Origin of the sequence: Streptomyces globisporus, assembly GCF_003501885.1 — a bacterium.
GTDB lineage: Bacteria > Actinomycetota > Actinomycetes > Streptomycetales > Streptomycetaceae > Streptomyces > Streptomyces globisporus_D.
This window is the reverse complement of the sequence record NZ_QWFA01000053.1, coordinates 13,343-29,790: the sequence shown is the minus strand read 5'-3', so window position 1 is coordinate 29,790 and position 16,448 is coordinate 13,343. Positions and strand designations below refer to the sequence as shown.

16 protein-coding genes are annotated in these 16,448 nt (G+C 69.3%); 7 read left to right on the top strand and 9 right to left on the bottom strand.

Annotated elements, in window-relative coordinates; all coding sequences use genetic code 11:
• The 6 genes from murJ to trxA form a co-directional block, all read left to right on the top strand.
• A partial coding sequence (gene murJ / locus D3105_RS12550) for a murein biosynthesis integral membrane protein MurJ (RefSeq protein ID WP_118903333.1) occupies positions 1–1,942 on the top strand: 1,942 nt, incomplete at its 5' end.
• A 129-nt stretch (positions 1,943–2,071) separates the two neighbouring features.
• Positions 2,072–3,802, top strand: a complete 1,731-nt coding sequence (locus tag D3105_RS12545; protein ID WP_118903332.1) for a protein kinase family protein — start codon at positions 2,072–2,074, stop codon at positions 3,800–3,802.
• 208 nt (positions 3,803–4,010) lie between these two features.
• Positions 4,011–4,727, top strand: coding sequence for an RNA polymerase sigma factor SigM (gene sigM / locus D3105_RS12540; RefSeq protein ID WP_118903331.1), 717 nt, complete (start codon positions 4,011–4,013; stop codon positions 4,725–4,727).
• Positions 4,724–5,674, top strand: a complete 951-nt coding sequence (locus tag D3105_RS12535) for a hypothetical protein (RefSeq protein WP_118903330.1) — start codon at positions 4,724–4,726, stop codon at positions 5,672–5,674. The genes sigM and D3105_RS12535 overlap by 4 nt, the downstream gene beginning before the upstream one ends.
• A 125-nt stretch (positions 5,675–5,799) precedes the next feature.
• Entirely contained in the window at positions 5,800–6,771 is a 972-nt protein-coding gene (gene trxB, locus D3105_RS12530; protein WP_010060430.1) for a thioredoxin-disulfide reductase, read from the top strand.
• Positions 6,772–6,817: 46 nt separating this feature from the next.
• Positions 6,818–7,150 (top strand): thioredoxin, encoded by a 333-nt coding sequence (gene trxA, locus D3105_RS12525; RefSeq protein WP_118903329.1) that lies wholly within the window; start codon positions 6,818–6,820, stop codon positions 7,148–7,150.
• 99 nt (positions 7,151–7,249) lie between these two features.
• Here the strand turns inward: trxA and D3105_RS12520 are convergent, their stop codons facing one another.
• From D3105_RS12520 to rpmH, 9 genes are all read right to left on the bottom strand, one after another.
• The gene (locus D3105_RS12520; protein WP_030579485.1) at positions 7,250–7,867 is read right to left on the bottom strand and encodes a GNAT family N-acetyltransferase; all 618 of its coding nucleotides are present in this window, start codon (positions 7,865–7,867) and stop codon (positions 7,250–7,252) included.
• A gap of 304 nt (positions 7,868–8,171) precedes the next feature.
• Positions 8,172–9,263 carry a ParB/RepB/Spo0J family partition protein gene (locus D3105_RS12515; protein ID WP_118903328.1) on the bottom strand — a complete coding sequence of 364 codons (1,092 nt, stop codon included), beginning with the start codon at positions 9,261–9,263 and terminating at the stop codon, positions 8,172–8,174.
• A complete protein-coding gene (locus D3105_RS12510; protein WP_118903327.1) occupies positions 9,260–10,336 on the bottom strand; it encodes a ParA family protein in 1,077 nt (358 codons plus the stop codon). The genes D3105_RS12515 and D3105_RS12510 overlap by 4 nt, the downstream gene beginning before the upstream one ends.
• 256 nt (positions 10,337–10,592) lie before the next feature.
• Positions 10,593–11,309 carry a 16S rRNA (guanine(527)-N(7))-methyltransferase RsmG gene (rsmG, locus tag D3105_RS12505; RefSeq protein WP_118903326.1) on the bottom strand — a complete coding sequence of 239 codons (717 nt, stop codon included), beginning with the start codon at positions 11,307–11,309 and terminating at the stop codon, positions 10,593–10,595.
• Positions 11,310–11,418: 109 nt separating this feature from the next.
• Positions 11,419–11,934 (bottom strand): protein jag, encoded by a 516-nt coding sequence (locus D3105_RS12500; protein WP_010060419.1) that lies wholly within the window; start codon positions 11,932–11,934, stop codon positions 11,419–11,421.
• Positions 11,935–11,948: 14 nt separating this feature from the next.
• Positions 11,949–13,214, bottom strand: a complete 1,266-nt coding sequence (yidC, locus tag D3105_RS12495) for a membrane protein insertase YidC (RefSeq protein WP_118903325.1) — start codon at positions 13,212–13,214, stop codon at positions 11,949–11,951.
• Between the two features lie 3 nt (positions 13,215–13,217).
• Positions 13,218–13,577: a membrane protein insertion efficiency factor YidD gene (gene yidD, locus D3105_RS12490; protein WP_006125986.1), complete on the bottom strand. Its 360-nt coding sequence runs from the start codon at positions 13,575–13,577 to the stop codon at positions 13,218–13,220.
• Positions 13,574–13,945 (bottom strand): ribonuclease P protein component, encoded by a 372-nt coding sequence (gene rnpA, locus D3105_RS12485; RefSeq protein ID WP_006125985.1) that lies wholly within the window; start codon positions 13,943–13,945, stop codon positions 13,574–13,576. Before rnpA ends, yidD begins: the two co-directional genes overlap by 4 nt.
• A gap of 19 nt (positions 13,946–13,964) precedes the next feature.
• Positions 13,965–14,102: a 50S ribosomal protein L34 gene (rpmH, locus tag D3105_RS12480; RefSeq protein ID WP_003967884.1), complete on the bottom strand. Its 138-nt coding sequence runs from the start codon at positions 14,100–14,102 to the stop codon at positions 13,965–13,967.
• A 380-nt stretch (positions 14,103–14,482) separates the two neighbouring features.
• Here rpmH and dnaA point away from each other — a divergent pair, with 380 nt between their 5' ends.
• Positions 14,483–16,378 (top strand): chromosomal replication initiator protein DnaA, encoded by a 1,896-nt coding sequence (gene dnaA, locus D3105_RS12475; protein ID WP_118903324.1) that lies wholly within the window; start codon positions 14,483–14,485, stop codon positions 16,376–16,378.
• Positions 16,379–16,448 lie beyond the last annotated feature (70 nt).

Genomic DNA, 16,448 nt, shown 5'->3' with positions numbered 1-16,448 from the left:
TCCCGGCACCTACCAGGAACCGGCACCGCTCTACCAGCAGCCGCCCCCCGCCCCGTACGCCCCGGACCCGCGCATCTGGGCCCAGACCCCGCCCCCCGAGCCCGCGGGGCCCTCCCGGCACCTGCCGTACGGGGACCGCCCGGCGACCACCCAGTTCGTCGGCGTCGACGACCTCGTGACCCGGGCCTCGGACGACCGGCAGGAGCCGGACGCCTTCGCGCACCTCTTCCGGGACCAGGAGGGGTCGGGGAAGCCTCCGGTACCGCCCCAGCCCGAACCGGCCCCCGCTCCCGCGCCCGCCAAGGGCGGCGGCGGCAAGGTCTCCGGGCTCCTCAAGTCCAGCGCGGTCATGGCCGCCGGCACCCTCGTCTCCCGGCTCACCGGATTCGTCCGCTCCCTGGTGATCACCGCAGCGCTCGGCGCCGCGATGCTCGGCGACAGCTTCACCATCGCGTACACCCTGCCGACGATGATCTACATTCTCACCGTCGGCGGCGGTCTGAACTCGGTCTTCGTCCCCCAGCTCGTGCGCGCCATGAAGGACGACGAGGACGGCGGCGAGGCGTTCGCCAACCGGCTGCTGACCCTGGTGATGGTCGCGCTCGGCCTGATCGTCGTCGCCGCGGTCCTCGTCGCGCCGGTGCTGATCCAGCTGATGTCCAGCACGATCGCCGACGACGTGGCCGCCAACAGCGTCGCCGTCACCTTCGCCCGGTACTGCCTGCCCACCATCTTCTTCATGGGTGTGCACGTGGTGATGGGTCAGATCCTGAACGCCCGCGGCAAGTTCGGGGCGATGATGTGGACCCCGGTCCTCAACAACATCGTCATGATCATCACGTTCGGGCTGTTCATCTGGGTCTACGGCACCTCCGCCGAATCGCAGATGGGCGTCGACACCATCCCGCCGGAGGGCGTCCGCCTGCTCGGCATCGGCACCCTGCTCGGACTCGTCGTCCAGTCGCTGGCGATGATCCCCTACCTGCGCGAGACGGGCTTCCGCTTCCGTCCCCGATTCGACTGGAAGGGCCACGGCCTCGGCAAGACCGTCAAGCTGGCGAAGTGGACCGTGCTGTTCGTCCTGGCCAACCAGGCGGGCGTCCTGGTCGTCACCCAGCTCGCCACCGCGGCGGGCAAGCTCTCGGGCAAGGACGGCACCGGTTTCCTGGCCTACTCCAACGCCCAGCTGATCTGGGGCATGCCGCAGGCCATCATCACCGTCTCCGTCATGGCCGCGCTGCTGCCCCGTATCTCGCGGGCCGCCCACGACAACGACCCCGGAGCGGTCCGCGACGACATCTCGCAGGGTCTGCGCAACTCGGCCGTCGCGATCGTGCCGGTGGCCTTCACCTTCCTCGCGCTCGGCCTGCCGATGTGCACCCTGCTGTACGCCTCCAGCGGCACCGAGGCCGCCCGCTCCATGGGCTTCATCCTCATGGCCTTCGCGCTCGGCCTGATCCCGTACTCCGTGCAGTACGTCGTGCTGCGCGGGTTCTACGCCTACGAGGACACCCGCACCCCCTTCTACAACACGGTCATCGTGGCCGCGGTGAACGCCGCGGCCTCCGCTCTCTGTTACGTCGTCCTGCCCGCCCGCTGGGCGGTCGTCGGCATGGCCTTCTCCTACGGTCTGGCCTACGCCGTCGGCGTCGGCGTCGCCTGGCGCCGGCTGCGCAATCGGCTGGGCGGCGACCTGGACGGCGCGCACATCGTGCGGACCTACGCCCGCCTCTGCATGGCCGCGGTGCCCGCCGCGCTGGTCGGCGGCGCCGTCGGATTCGGGATCCTGGAACTGGTCGGCACCGGTGCCCTGGGCTCCCTGGCCGCACTGATCTGCGGTGGCGTCCTCCTCCTGGGCATCTTCTTCGTCGCGGCGAAGAAGATGCGCATCGAAGAGGTCAACGGCCTGGTCGGCATGGTCCGTGGACGGCTCGGACGCTGAATGAGCACCCGCCCGCACAACCATCGCCGCACTCCGCGTGTCGTGCATAGCGCCGGAGTGTGGGCACAATTGGCGTGACTGTGCAGAGCTGGCTGGCATCGCGCAACGGATGGGGAGGCAGGAACGACGGTGGCGGAACGTAGCACGGCTGCCGTCGACGTGGCCGACAACAGCGGCGACGAGCCGCTGACCGCCAAGGCGGACGAGGCCACGACCGACGGGACGGCGGAAGCCGAGGACACCAAGGGCGCGAGCCCCAAGGACGCCGAGAACACGGACGGTGGGCGGAAGCGTTCCGAGACCGTTCCGGCGTCACCCGATCTGCACAGCGGTCACAAACTCGCCGGGCGCTACCGCCTGGAGGAGTGCGTCACCCGTCTGGACGGCTTCAGCAGCTGGCGCGCGGTCGACGAGAAGCTCCGCCGGGCGGTGGGCGTCCACCTGCTTCCCGCCGACCATCCGCGGGCCCGCTCGGTGCTGGCCGCCGCCCGCTCCTCGGCCCTGCTCGGGGACCCCCGCTTCGTCCAGGTCCTGGACGCCGTCGAGGAGAACGACCTCGTCTACGTGGTCCACGAATGGCTGCCGGACGCCACCGAGCTCACCGCTCTGCTGGCCGCCGGCCCGATGGAGGCCCACGACGCCTACCAGCTCGTCAGCCAGCTCTCCCAGGCGATGGCCGCCGCCCACCGCGAGGGCCTCTCCCATCTGCGCCTCACCCCCGGCGCGGTCCTGCGCAGCTCCACCGGGCAGTACCGCATCCGCGGCCTCGCCGTGAACGCCGCACTGCGGGGCATCACCGCCGAGCGCCCCCTCCGTACGGACACCGAGGCCATCGGCGCCCTCCTGTACGCCGCCCTGACCCACCGCTGGCCGTACGGGGACGACGCCCACGGACTCGCAGGTCTGCCCAAGGGCCTGGGCCTCATCGCCCCCGACCAGGTACGCGCCGGCGTCCACCGCGGGCTCTCCGAGCTCGCCATGCGGGCGCTCGCCAACGACGGCGCCACCGCCTCCCGCCAGGAACCGCCCTGCACCACCCCGGACGAGCTGGCCAAGGCCGTCGCGGCGATGCCACGCATCCTTCCGCCGGAGCCCACGTTCACCGCACCGCCCGCCTACCAGCGCACGACCTATCAGCAGGGCACGTACGGACGCCCGTCCTCCCACCCGTCCGCCGTCACCCAGCCCGTGATGCCGGCCCCGCCGGCGCCCCTGCAGAGCCGTACCGGCCGCGTCCTCAAGTGGACCGTCTCCGCTCTCCTCATCGCCGCCCTGGGCCTCGGCAGCTGGCAGCTCGCGGAAGCACTGCTCGACCGCACCAAGGGCTCCGACGACACCGGCGTCACCGAGCCGAACGAGGACGACAAGAACAAGGGCGACAAGCCCGCACCGTCCGCCGAGCCCCTGGACATCGCGGGAGCCACGGAGTTCACGCCCGACGGCTCCGGAATCAAGCAGGGGGAGGTGGCGAACACCGTGGACGGCAACCGGGGAACCCACTGGGTCACCCCGCGCTACGAGGGCTTCGCCAACTACGGCAACCTCCCCCAGCGCAAGCAGGGCAGCGGCATCATCGTCGACCTCGGCAAGGTGCGGGACGTCTCCGGAGTCGATGTGTCCATGTACCGCAGCGGGCAGACGACGACCGTCTCCGCCGCGTCCCCGGACGCCACGTCCCCCGCCACGACGGCCGATTTCGACCAGCAGATCGTCAAGCGGACGGTCGCCGGGACGACACTCAAGGAAACGCTCGACGAGCCCGTCCGCACGCGCTACGTCCTCATCCACATCACGGAACTCCCGTCGGACGGCACGGGCGGATACCGCGGGGGCATCACCGACATCTCCGTCCTCGGCTGATCACGGGCCGGGTGCGGGGATCCCCGCACCCGGCCCGTGATCACCGCCCCCGCCGGCCGCTACTGTGGGGCGGGCCGTCCTGCCTCGCCAAGCACCCGCGACGACAAGGGTTGCGGCCGTCACGCACGTGACGGCAGGCTTCTCCCGTCGCGCCGCTTCACGGGGCGCGGCCTATGTGACATCGGATCCGGTTCGGAGGGGGAGCACGGTGGATTCCTTTCCACCAGAGGCACCGAGCGACTCGGACCTGCTCGCCCAGCATGTGGCGGGCGACCCCGACGCCTTCGGTGAACTCGTACGCCGACACCGCGACCGGCTCTGGGCCGTGGCACTGCGGACCCTGGGGGACAGGGAGGAAGCCGCCGACGCAGTCCAGGACGCCCTCGTCAAGGCCTTCCGCGCCGCCCACACCTTCCGCGGCCAGTCCGCCGTCACCACCTGGCTCCACCGGATCACCGTCAACGCCTGCCTCGACCGGGTACGCAAGGCCGCCTCCCGGAAGACGTCCCCCGTGGACGACGCCGAACGGCTCGATCAGCTCCTGGAGCCCCACGAATCCGCCGAGGCCCCCGCCGTGCGGCGGGACCTCCACCGCCAGCTCCAGAAAGCCCTGGACACGCTGCCCGCCGAACAGCGGGCGGCCCTGGTCCTCGTCGATATGCAGGGCTACCCCGTGGCGGAGGCCGCCAGCATCCTGGAAGTGCCGGCCGGCACCGTGAAGAGCCGGTGCGCCCGGGGCCGGGCGAGACTGGCCCCCCTGGTCCGCCATCTGCGCGCGGAAACCGGGGGACAGACCCCCGAGGAGGAGAACGGCGCGGGCGGAAGGAACCAGACGCACGAAGCATCCGTCCCACCTGCGTCAGGCCCCAGAGACGCAGGAGCAAGCGATCCTGCCGCTACGAAGGGAGGAGGTGGGCGCCCGTGACACCCACGGCCGACACGGCTCAGCACCCGGAGGTCTCCGAGATCTCCGATCTCACCGAGGGACTGCTCATCCCTTCCCGGTCCGCGGAAGTCCAGCAGCACCTCGCCGAGTGCGACCTCTGCACAGAGGTCCGGGACTCCCTGGAGGAGATCCGCGGACTGCTCGGGACGATGCCCGACCCCGGGCCGATGCCCGAGGACATCGCCGCCCGCATCGACGCGGCCCTCGCGGCAGAAGCCCGCCCCACCTCTTCCACCGAGAACGAGCCGGTCGTTGTTTCACGTGAAACAACGACCGACGAAGGAGCGACGACCAACAGGACGGCGACCGGCAGCGCCACTGCCCCGGACCGCCCTGCGGGCCGTTCCTCCGCAGCGACCGGACCGGGCCGCCGTCCCGCCCGCCGCCGTCGGCGCACCGTGGTCCTCGGCACCGCTTTCGGCGCCGCGATCATCGGGATGAGCGTCTTCTTCCTCCAGGCCCTCAGCCCGTCCGACGGCGCGTCCAAGTCGGTCACCGACAGCGGAGTCAGTGCCGCGGACAGCAGCGCCCCCGCTTACGCCGACGGCACACTCGAAGCCCAGGTACGGGACCTCCTCGGCGACAAGGCGAGCCAGAAGAGCCCGGGCGTCAAGAAGGTACCGCCGGAGGCGGACACCAAGTCGTCGAGCGAGGCCCTCACCCCGGAGGCCGAGCCGTCCAGGAGCCCCATGAAGGCTCCCGTGGTCGCCGTGCCCCCCTGTGTGCAGAAGGCCACCGGCCGCACCACGCCGGCCCTCGCTCTCGACGAGGGGACGTACCGGGGAACGGACGCCTATCTCGTCGTCCTTCCGCACACGAGCGACTCCTCGCGCGTCCAGGCCTACGTCGTGGCCTCCTCCTGCGTGGACACCGCCCCGGAGTCCTCCGGTCAGCTGCTGCTCACACGCTCCTACAACCGCCCCTGAAGGCCGTCCGAGACCGCCGCGGCGTGTTCGGGAATGCATCAGCCGTAGGATCCGTTGGGTGGGGTGTGAGTCGTTGACCGACCCCGTAGGCAGTTAGGCAGTCTGCAGAAACGAGGAAGAAACCCGTGAGCGACGTCCGTAATGTGATCATCATCGGCTCCGGACCGGCCGGGTACACCGCCGCGCTGTACACCGCCCGTGCCTCGCTGAACCCGTTGGTCTTCGAGGGCGCCGTCACGGCCGGTGGTGCGCTGATGAACACGACCGACGTGGAGAACTTCCCCGGTTTCCAGGACGGCATCATGGGCCCCGAGCTCATGGACAACATGCGGGCCCAGGCCGAGCGCTTCGGCGCCGAGCTGATCCCCGACGACGTCGTCGCGGTCGACCTCACCGGTGACATCAAGACCGTCACCGACACCGCGGGCACCGTCCACCGTGCCAAGTCGGTCATCGTCACCACCGGTTCCCAGCACCGCAAGCTCGGACTGCCCAACGAGGACGCCCTCTCCGGACGCGGCGTCTCCTGGTGCGCCACCTGCGACGGCTTCTTCTTCAAGGACCACGACATCGCCGTGATCGGCGGCGGCGACACCGCGATGGAGGAGGCGACCTTCCTCTCCCGCTTCGCCAAGTCCGTCACGATCGTCCACCGTCGTGACACCCTGCGCGCCTCCAAGGCCATGCAGGACCGCGCCTTCGCCGACCCGAAGATCAAGTTCGCCTGGGACAGCGAGGTGGCCGAGATCAAGGGCGACCAGAAGCTCTCCGGTCTGACCCTGCGCAACACCAAGACCGGCGAGACCTCCGACCTCCCCGTGACCGGACTCTTCATCGCCGTCGGCCACGACCCGCGTACCGAGCTCTTCAAGGGCCAGCTGGAACTCGACGACGAGGGCTACCTGAAGGTCGAGGCACCCTCTACGCGTACCAACCTCACCGGCGTCTTCGGCGCCGGCGACGTGGTCGACCACACCTACCGTCAGGCCATCACGGCAGCGGGCACCGGCTGCTCCGCCGCCCTGGACGCCGAGCGCTTCCTCGCGGCCCTGGCCGACGCCGAGCCCGCCGAGCCGGAGAAGACCCCGGCCGTCTGAACGTCCGCACCACACCCCACCACCCCGAGAGACTAAGGAGGCCGCCGTGGCCGGCGACCTGAAGCACGTTACGGATGACACCTTCGACGAGGTCGTCCTCAAGAGCAGCAAGCCCGTTCTGGTGGACTTCTGGGCTGCCTGGTGCGGCCCGTGCCGCCAGATCGCCCCCTCCCTGGAGGCGATCGCGGCCGAGCACGGCGACCAGATCGAAATCGTCAAGCTCAACATCGACGAGAACCCGGCCACCGCCGCCAAGTACGGCGTGATGTCCATCCCGACCCTGAACGTGTACCAGGGCGGCGAGGTCGCCAAGACCATCGTCGGTGCCAAGCCGAAGGCCGCGATCCTCCGCGACCTCGAAGGCTTCATCAGCGCCTGACCGCGCAGCAGCGCCCCGGCGCAATGTTTCACGTGAAACGGGCCCGCCCCTCTGAAAGGGGTGGGCCCGTTCGCATGGCAGCCTGCACCCGGACCAGCCTCACAACGGCCGCAGCACCGGTTCCTTCTGGACCGCTCCCAGAAGACGGTCGAGCGCCATCTCCACGTCTTCCTTCCAGGAGAGCGTCGTCCGCAACTCCAGCCTCAGGCGTGGATGCACGGGATGCGGCCGCACGGTCTTGAAGCCGACGGCCAGCAGATGATCCGCGGGAAGGACGCAGGTGGCCTGCTCGGACCGCGCGTCTCCGAACGCCTCAATCGCCTTGAAGCCTCGGCGCAGAACATCCTTGGCCACCGTCTGCACCATGACACGGCCGAGCCCCTGGCCCTGGTACTCGGGAACGATCAGGCCGGTGATGAGCTGCACGGCATCGGGGGAGACCGGACTGGTCGGGAACGCCGTCGAGCGGGGGACGTACGCGGGCGGGGCGTAGAGCACGAAGCCGACCGGAACATCGTCCACATAGACCACCCGGCCGCAGGAGCCCCACTCCAGGAGAACCGCGGAGATCCAGGCCTCCTTCTCCAGCTCCGGCTTGCCCGCCTTTACCGCGGCTTCCCCACTGACCGGGTCAAGCTCCCAGAAGACACACGAGCGGCAACGCTCGGGGAGATCCGGAAGGTTGTCCAGGGTGAGTGGTACGAGCCGACGCCCCATGACGGCAATTCCTCACTTCCTTCGCCCGCCGCACCACGTGCGGCCGCCAGCGCGCTCCGTTCGCGGAACAGACTGCCGACGAATCCCCCGACGGCGCCCAGGCCGAGACCGACCGTGACGAGCCGACTGCGGCTCACTCTTCGCAAGGTCTCCGCCCTCCTCCGAGGTCGTTCACCGTGGATGCGCCGTCCCAGAACGCATCGTATCCACCCAGAGGTGATGCGGATACCGAGAGAGGGCAAAGGGCGGGCCGTGTTCCGGTATGCACCGGCGCACGGCCCGCCCTTCGATGAATCCCTGAGGCTCAGCCCTCGTCGTCCTCCTCGGACGTCTCGGCGAGTCGGCGCTCCAGGACCCGGCCCTCGCCCGGGGCAAGGCTGCCGAGAATGCGGTCCAGGTCCTCCATCGAGGCGAACTCGACGACGATCTTGCCCTTCTTCTGCCCCAGGTCGACCTTCACCCGGGTCTCGAAGCGGTCGGACAGACGCGTCGCCAGGTCGGTCAGAGCGGGGGACAGACGCCCGCCGGCCCTCGGCCCCTTGGACTTCGGAGAGCTCGTGGGGCGCGAGCCCATCAGGGTCACGATCTCCTCGACAGCCCGCACCGACAGCCCCTCGGCCACGATGCGGTGGGCCAGCCGGTCCTGCTCCTCGGAGTCGTCCACGGACAGCAGGGCCCGGGCGTGACCGGCGGAGAGAACGCCCGCGGCGACCCGGCGCTGCACCGGCGGGGACAGCCGCAGAAGCCTCAGCGTGTTCGACACCTGCGGGCGGGAGCGGCCGATCCGGTCGGCCAGCTGGTCATGCGTGCACTTGAAGTCCTTGAGGAGCTGGTCATACGCAGCGGCCTCTTCCAGCGGGTTCAGCTGAGCCCGGTGGAGGTTCTCCAGCAGCGCGTCCAACAGCAGCTTCTCGTCGTCCGTGGCGCGGACGATCGTGGGAATCCGCTCCAGGCCCGCTTCACGGCAGGCCCTCCACCGGCGCTCACCCATGATGAGCTCGTAGCTGTCCGGGCCCACCTTGCGGACGACGACCGGCTGGAGAAGGCCGACCTCCTTGATGGAGACGACCAGCTCGGCCAGCGCGTCCTCGTCGAAGACCTCACGGGGCTGACGCGGGTTCGGGGTGATCGCCCCGATCGGCAGCTCGGCGAAGTACGCACCGGACGTCCCGACGCCCTGCTCGGACCGGTCCTCAGGGGCGGACGCCGGCTCCGGCACCACCGGGGAGGACGGCAGCGCGGTCACCTTCGCGGCAGCCACCCCGCGCTCCGCCGTCAGCACAGGCCCCGTGCCGGACGCCGCGCCACTTCCAGGCGTCTGCACCTGCTTCTCCTGAGGAGCGGCGGGGATCAGCGCACCGAGCCCACGCCCCAGTCCTCTACGACGCTCACTCACTGAAGGCCCTCCGAAACGTGTTGCTGGCTGTTCTGACTGCTCGTGTGGGCGTGCTGAGCCTCGTAGTGCACGCCGACGCCCCGCAGGGCGATCTCCCGGGCGGCTTCGAGATACGAGAGCGAGCCGCTGGACCCCGGGTCGTAGGTCAGCACGGTCTGCCCGTAGCTCGGCGCCTCCGAGATACGCACCGACCGCGGGATGCTCGTCCGTAGCACTTCCTTGCCGAAGTGGGTACGGACCTCCTCGGCGACCTGGGAGGCAAGCCTCGTCCGGCCGTCGTACATGGTCAGCAGGATCGTCGAGACATGCAGATCCGGGTTCAGGTGGCCCCGCACCAGGTCGACGTTCCGCAGGAGCTGTCCCAGGCCTTCCAGCGCGTAGTACTCGCACTGGATGGGGATCAGCACCTCGGCACCGGCCACCAGCGCGTTCACCGTCAGCAGTCCCAGCGAGGGCGGGCAGTCGATGAGGATGTAGTCCAGCGGCTGCTCGTATGCCTGGATCGCCCGCTGAAGCCGACTCTCCCGCGCCACCAGCGAGACCAGCTCGATCTCCGCACCGGCGAGATCGATGGTCGCGGGGGCACAGAAGAGACCCTCGACGTCCGGTACGGGCTGGACCACCTCGGAGAGGGGGCGGCTGTCCACCAGGACGTCGTAGATCGAGGGGACATCGGCATGGTGATCGATGCCCAGAGCCGTGGAGGCGTTGCCCTGCGGGTCGAGGTCGACCACCAGAACGCGCGCACCGTGCAGGGCCAGGGAAGCGGCAAGGTTGACCGTCGTGGTCGTCTTACCGACCCCACCCTTCTGATTGGCCACGACCATGACGCGGGTGCGGTCAGGACGGGGCAGCCCTTCGCCGGCGCGGCCAAGGGCCTCGACCGCCAGCTGAGCGGCACGGCCGATGGGTGTGTCGTCCATCGGCGGCGGTGTTTCACGTGAAACACCCTCACCCACGGACTCGGTTCGGGGACCGGGGACCGGGTCGGTCATCGGTCCCGCGATGTTGGCGTCGGACCGCAAGGATTCACTCTCCTCGACTTCAGGCTCGCAATGAACAGAGCCTGCCATGCTTTCGGGGTCGTGAACCAGCGAGGCCCGCTGTTCTGTGGATGAATCCGTGCGTGTGGACAACTCGGCCACCCGTCCGGGCTTGCGGTCGCGCGGCGTGGCAGCCGCACGACCGCGGCTGATGATTCCCTGCAGCAGAGAGCGACGTTTCACGTGAAACACGATGCCCCTGCGGAGCAACTACCAGGCCACGACACTCCGCACGCCGACCGTCCGGAGCGCTCGACCGGATGGCGACGCCACTTCGCGGCGCCCTTCAGCGACGCCTGCGCGTGCGCCCTGTGCGAGCGGCCTTGGCCCTCTTTGCGGCGAACCTCACACCGCCCGGGCTCTCGCCGACCACGACACGGACCACCGTGGAGAGCGGGTCGACGACGCCCTCGCCGACGTGGAGCACCTCGGTCTCCACGACACCGAGCTTGCTGAGCGCGGCCCTGGCGCCGCCGATCTCCTCCTCCGCGGTGTCGCCCTTGAGCGCGAGCATCTCCCCGTACGGCTTCAGCAGCGGAACGCCCCAGCCCGCCAGCCGGTCCAGCGGCGCCACTGCACGGGCGGTCACCACCTGAACGGGCTGCAGCGTCCCGAGGACCTCCTCGGCCCGGCCGCGTACGACCGTCACATGATCCAGGCCGAGCAGCTCGACGACCTCCTGGAGGAAGTTCGTCCGGCGGAGCAGCGGCTCCAGCAGGGTGATCTTGAGGTCGGGGCGCACCAGCGCCAGCGGGATGCCGGGCAGACCCGCACCCGAGCCCACATCGCAGACGGTGACGCCCTCGGGCACGACCTCGGAGAGCACCGCACAGTTCAGCAGGTGCCGCTCCCACAGCCGGGGGACCTCACGCGGGCCGATCAGACCGCGCTTGACCCCGGCATCCGCCAGAAGCTCCGCGTACCGGACAGCCTCCGGGAAGAGCTCTCCGAACACCGTCCGCGCCTCCGCAGGTGCCTGGGGGAGCTCTGCTGCCTCCGTCACGGGGACCGTCCTTCCGTACCGCACTCGCGCACTGTGGGTGGCTGACTATCAGGCTGACAAAGATCGGCCCCGCCTGCGTACAGACGGGGCCGACAGTACAAGGATCCGGTCAGGCCGGGAGAACGACGACGAAGCGCTGCGGCTCCTCGCCCTCCGACTCGCTCCGGAGACCGGCCGCGGCGATCGCGTCGTGCACGACCTTGCGCTCGAACGGCGTCATCGGGTCCAGCTTCACCGGCTCGCCCGTGCTCTTGACCTCGTTCGCGGCCTTTGCACCCAGCTCCGCGAGAACCGCGCGCTTCTTGGCCCGGAAGCCGCCGATGTCCAGCATCAGACGGCTGCGGTCGCCGGTCTCCCGGTGGACGGCCAGCCGCGTCAGCTCCTGGAGCGCTTCCAGGACCTCACCGTCGCGGCCCACGAGCTTCTGGAGGTCGCGTGCCGATTCGCTGATGATCGACACCGCGGCCCGGTCCGCCTCGACGTCCATGTCGATGTCGCCGTCGAGGTCGGCGATGTCGAGCAGTCCCTCGAGGTAGTCGGCCGCGATCTCGCCCTCCTGCTCCAGGCGGGTCAGGGTGTCGCTGCCCGCCTCAGCGGCGGCCGTGGAGGTGGTGCCTTCCGTCACGGATGGACTCCTTCTTACTTCTTGGACGGGTGCTTGGGCCGCTGCGGACCCTTGCGCTGCCCGGACTTGGCTTGGCGTGAGGAGCCGGAGGCGGGTTTGCCCGCCGACTTCGGCTTGCTGTCCTGCGGTGCGTCCTGCTTCTCGAGCGAGGTCTTGGAACCGGCGGCCGCGGACTCCGAGTCCTTGGCTCCCGCCGTCGCGTGACCGGTCGTCTGGCGCTTCGCCTTGGTCTGGCGCTTTGGCTGCTGGCGCTTGTGCGCCTGGCCGCCCTCGGCGTCGGCCACGGAGGTCTCGCTCTTCGCCACCGTGCCGTCCTCCTGGGCCGCGAGACCCAGCTTGCCGAGACCGGTGATGAACTTGCGCTCGATGTCGTTGCGGTCGGAGCCCTTGGCGACGATCGCCTTCACCATCTTGCGCCGGGTGCGGCCACGCACCTCGCCGTGGGAGGTCACGCTCTTGAGCACCCGCTGGAGGTAGGCGTCCTGCGCCTTGCTGCCCGGCGTCGGGTTCTGGTTGATCACGTACATCTGCTGACCCATGGTCCAGACGTTGGTGGTCAGCCAGTAGACGAGGACACCGACGGGGAAGTTGATGCCCATCACGGCGAAGATGACCGGGAAGATGTACATCAGCATCTTCTGCTGCTGCATGTACGGGGTCTTCACCGTCAGGTCGACGTTCTTCGTCATCAGCTGGCGCTGGGTGAAGAACTGCGACGCGGACATCAGCACGATCATGATCGCGGTGACGATCCGGACGTCCGTCAGAGAAGCGTCGAGCGAGGTGACCTTCTCGACGCTGTCCGTGAACTTCGCGGCCAGCGGGGCGCCGAAGATGTGCGCCTGCCGCGCGCTGTCCAGCAGGTCCTGGTTGATCGCGCCGATCTTCTTGCCCGAGGCGATGGACGACAGCACGTGGTACAGCGCGAAGAAGAACGGGGACTGCGCCAGGATGGGAAGACACGAGGAGAGCGGGTTGGTGCCCGTCTCCTTGTACAGCTTCATCATCTCTTCGGACTGACGCTGCTTGTCGTTCTTGTAGCGCTCCTGGATCGCCTTCATCTTCGGCTGGAGCACCTGCATGTTGCGGGTCGACTTGATCTGCTTCACGAAGAGCGGGATCAGGCAGATCCGGATCAGCACCACCAGGGACACGATCGACAGGCCCCAGGCCCATCCGGAGTCATCGCCGAAGAGCGCTCCGTAGACCTTGTGGAACTGGACGATGACCCATGAGACAGGTGTGGTGATAAAGCTGAACAGACTGGCAATCGTGTCCACTAATCAGGCTCCTTGAGCATTGGGCGAGGTCTCTGCGGCCGGGCTCGGAGGTTCGGAGACCGACCCCCCGGACGGCACATCAGCGGCGGACTCCCCGCCCTTTTCGCCGCGCAGGGCATTGCGCAGCAGCTCGTGCCACCGCGGACGCTTACGAGGCGGAACATGATCCACACCGCCGGGTGACCACGGATTGCACCGCAGGATGCGCCAAGCGGTCAGCGCTGTTCCCTTGATCGCACCGTGCCTGTCGATCGACGTATATCCATAGTGGGAACACGACGGGTAATAACGGCAGACAGGCCCGAGGAGTGGACTGATCGTCCACTGGTACAGCTTGATGAGAGCAAGCAGCGGGTACTTCATCGCGCGCCCCCTCCCAGCAGCCGCTGAAGAGCGGCATCCAGGTCTCGGGCCAGCTGTGCATGGTCGGCGTCGCCCGCACCGGGCAGCGCCCGTACGACAACAAGGCTACCGGGGGGCAGCTGAGCCAGTCGGTCGCGGACCAGGTGGCGAAGCTTCCGCTTCACCGCGGTGCGCACGACGGCACCCCCCACGGCCTTGCTGACAACGAAACCCGCACGCGGCGGGGGAACAGTCTCCCCCGTCACGTGCGGGTCCGTTTCACCGCTGCGTAGATGGACGACGAGCAGCGGACGTCCGGCTCGACGTCCTCGTCGTACCGCGGTCGCGAAGTCCTCGCGCCGCCTCAGCCGATTCTCGGTAGGCAGCACGGCATGGACCTGTGAGCGATCAGGCGGACAGGCTGCTGCGGCCCTTGCCGCGGCGGTTCGCGAGGATCGCACGGCCGGCACGGGTACGCATGCGCAGACGGAAGCCGTGGGTCTTGGCGCGACGGCGGTTGTTCGGCTGGAAGGTGCGCTTGCTCACTCGGGGGCTCCAGAAATGATTCGTGTCTTGGCGGGACATCGCCTGGCTGTCACCGTGCGCCCACGAGGAACTCGCGTAAACGCCTTAGTGCACCGCTTCACAATCACAGATCGTGATCTTTGCCCATCGGAGGCAGGCGGCAGCAGCCATCGACAACTCGACCTGGTCACGGTACGCGCGGCTACGCCATCCGGTCAAACCGGCCCCGCGCGACCCCCCATTGTGCACAGCCTGTGGACAACAACTTGAACCGCGCGGGTCGGCCTGACTACCGTGACGGAACTCCGGTTCTTTTCCTTCCCGACTGCCGGGCTCACCCGACCCGACCCATCCCGTCCCGAGAACCACACATTCGTGGGACATGCGAGAGAGCGTGCCTTGTGGCTGACGTACCTGCCGATCTTGCCGCAGTGTGGCCGCGAGTGCTGGAACAACTCCTCGGGGAGGGCCAGCAGGGCATCGAGCCGAAGGACAAGCAGTGGATCGAGCGCTGCCAGCCGCTGGCACTCGTCGCCGACACCGCACTGCTGGCCGTCCCCAATGAATGGGGCAAGCGCGTCCTGGAGGGCCGGCTCGCGCCGCTCATCAGCGAGACGCTGACCCGGGAGTGCGGCCGCCCCATCCGGATCGCGATCACGGTCGACGACTCCGCCGGCGAGCCCCCCGCCCCGCCGGTGCCCCCGATGCACCAGTCGCATCAGCAGCACCAGCCGCACGGAGGCCAGCAGGACCACCGCTACCCGGCGCAGCCGCGCGACGACGCTCCTCGGGGCGACGCGTACGACGGGTACGGTCACCGGCCCTCCGACGACGGTATGCCGACGGCCCGGCCGGCCTACCCCGACTACCAGCAGCAGCGCCCGGAGCCCGGCGCCTGGCCGCGTACCCAGGAGGACCTCTCCTGGCAGCAGCCGCGGCACAGCGGGTACCAGGACCGCGAGCAGCCCGCCGGTGAGCCGTACCGCGAGAGCGACGCGTACCGGGAGAACGAGCAGTACCGGGAGCAGCCCGCCGAGCAGTGGCGCGAGCCGTACGGCACCGGGCGCCCGCAGCAGCCGGGCCACGACTACCGGTCGCAGCCGCCCGAGCACCAGGGGTACGAGCAGCAGCGCCCCGACCGGCAGGACCAGCAGCAGCCGCAGCACCGCCAGACCGGTCCGGGCCACGGCCCCGGGCGCACCGGCGGCTCGGTGCCCGGTCCGATGGGCGCCCAGCCGGCCCCCGCGCCGGGTCCCGGCGAACCGCACGCCCGGCTGAACCCGAAGTACCTCTTCGACACCTTCGTCATCGGGGCGTCCAACCGGTTCGCGCACGCCGCGGCCGTCGCCGTCGCCGAGGCGCCGGCGAAGGCGTACAACCCCCTGTTCATCTACGGTGAGTCGGGGCTCGGCAAGACCCACCTGCTGCACGCCATCGGGCACTACGCGCGGAGCCTCTACCCGGGGACCCGGGTGCGGTACGTGAGCTCGGAGGAGTTCACGAACGAGTTCATCAACTCGATCCGCGACGGGAAGGGCGACACCTTCCGCAAGCGCTACCGCGACGTGGACATCCTGCTGGTCGACGACATCCAGTTCCTGGCGAGCAAGGAGTCGACGCAGGAGGAGTTCTTCCACACCTTCAATACGCTGCACAACGCGAACAAGCAGATCGTGCTCTCCTCGGACCGGCCGCCCAAGCAGCTGGTGACGCTGGAGGACCGGCTGCGCAACCGCTTCGAGTGGGGTCTGACGACCGATGTCCAGCCGCCGGAGCTGGAGACCCGGATCGCGATCCTCCGTAAGAAGGCGGTGCAGGAGCAGCTCAACGCCCCGCCGGAGGTACTGGAGTTCATCGCCTCGCGGATCTCCCGCAACATCCGTGAGTTGGAGGGCGCCCTGATCCGGGTGACGGCCTTCGCGTCGCTGAACCGGCAGCCTGTGGACCTCGGGCTGACCGAGATCGTCCTCAAGGATCTGATCCCCGGCGGCGAGGAGTCGGCCCCGGAGATCACGGCGCCGGCCATCATGGCGGCCACCGCGGACTACTTCGGGCTCACCGTGGACGACCTCTGCGGATCCTCGCGCAGCCGGGTCCTGGTGACGGCGCGCCAGATCGCCATGTATCTGTGCCGCGAGCTCACCGACCTCTCGCTGCCGAAGATCGGCGCGCAGTTCGGCGGCCGCGACCATACGACGGTGATGCACGCGGACCGGAAGATCCGGGCGCTGATGGCGGAGCGCCGCTCGATCTACAACCAGGTCACCGAGCTGACCAACCGCATCAAGAACGGCTGACCCCGGCTCCCACTCCGGGCTCCCGCCCGCCCCTCACCCGGCCGGAACCGTCTCCCCGGCTTCTCCTGAA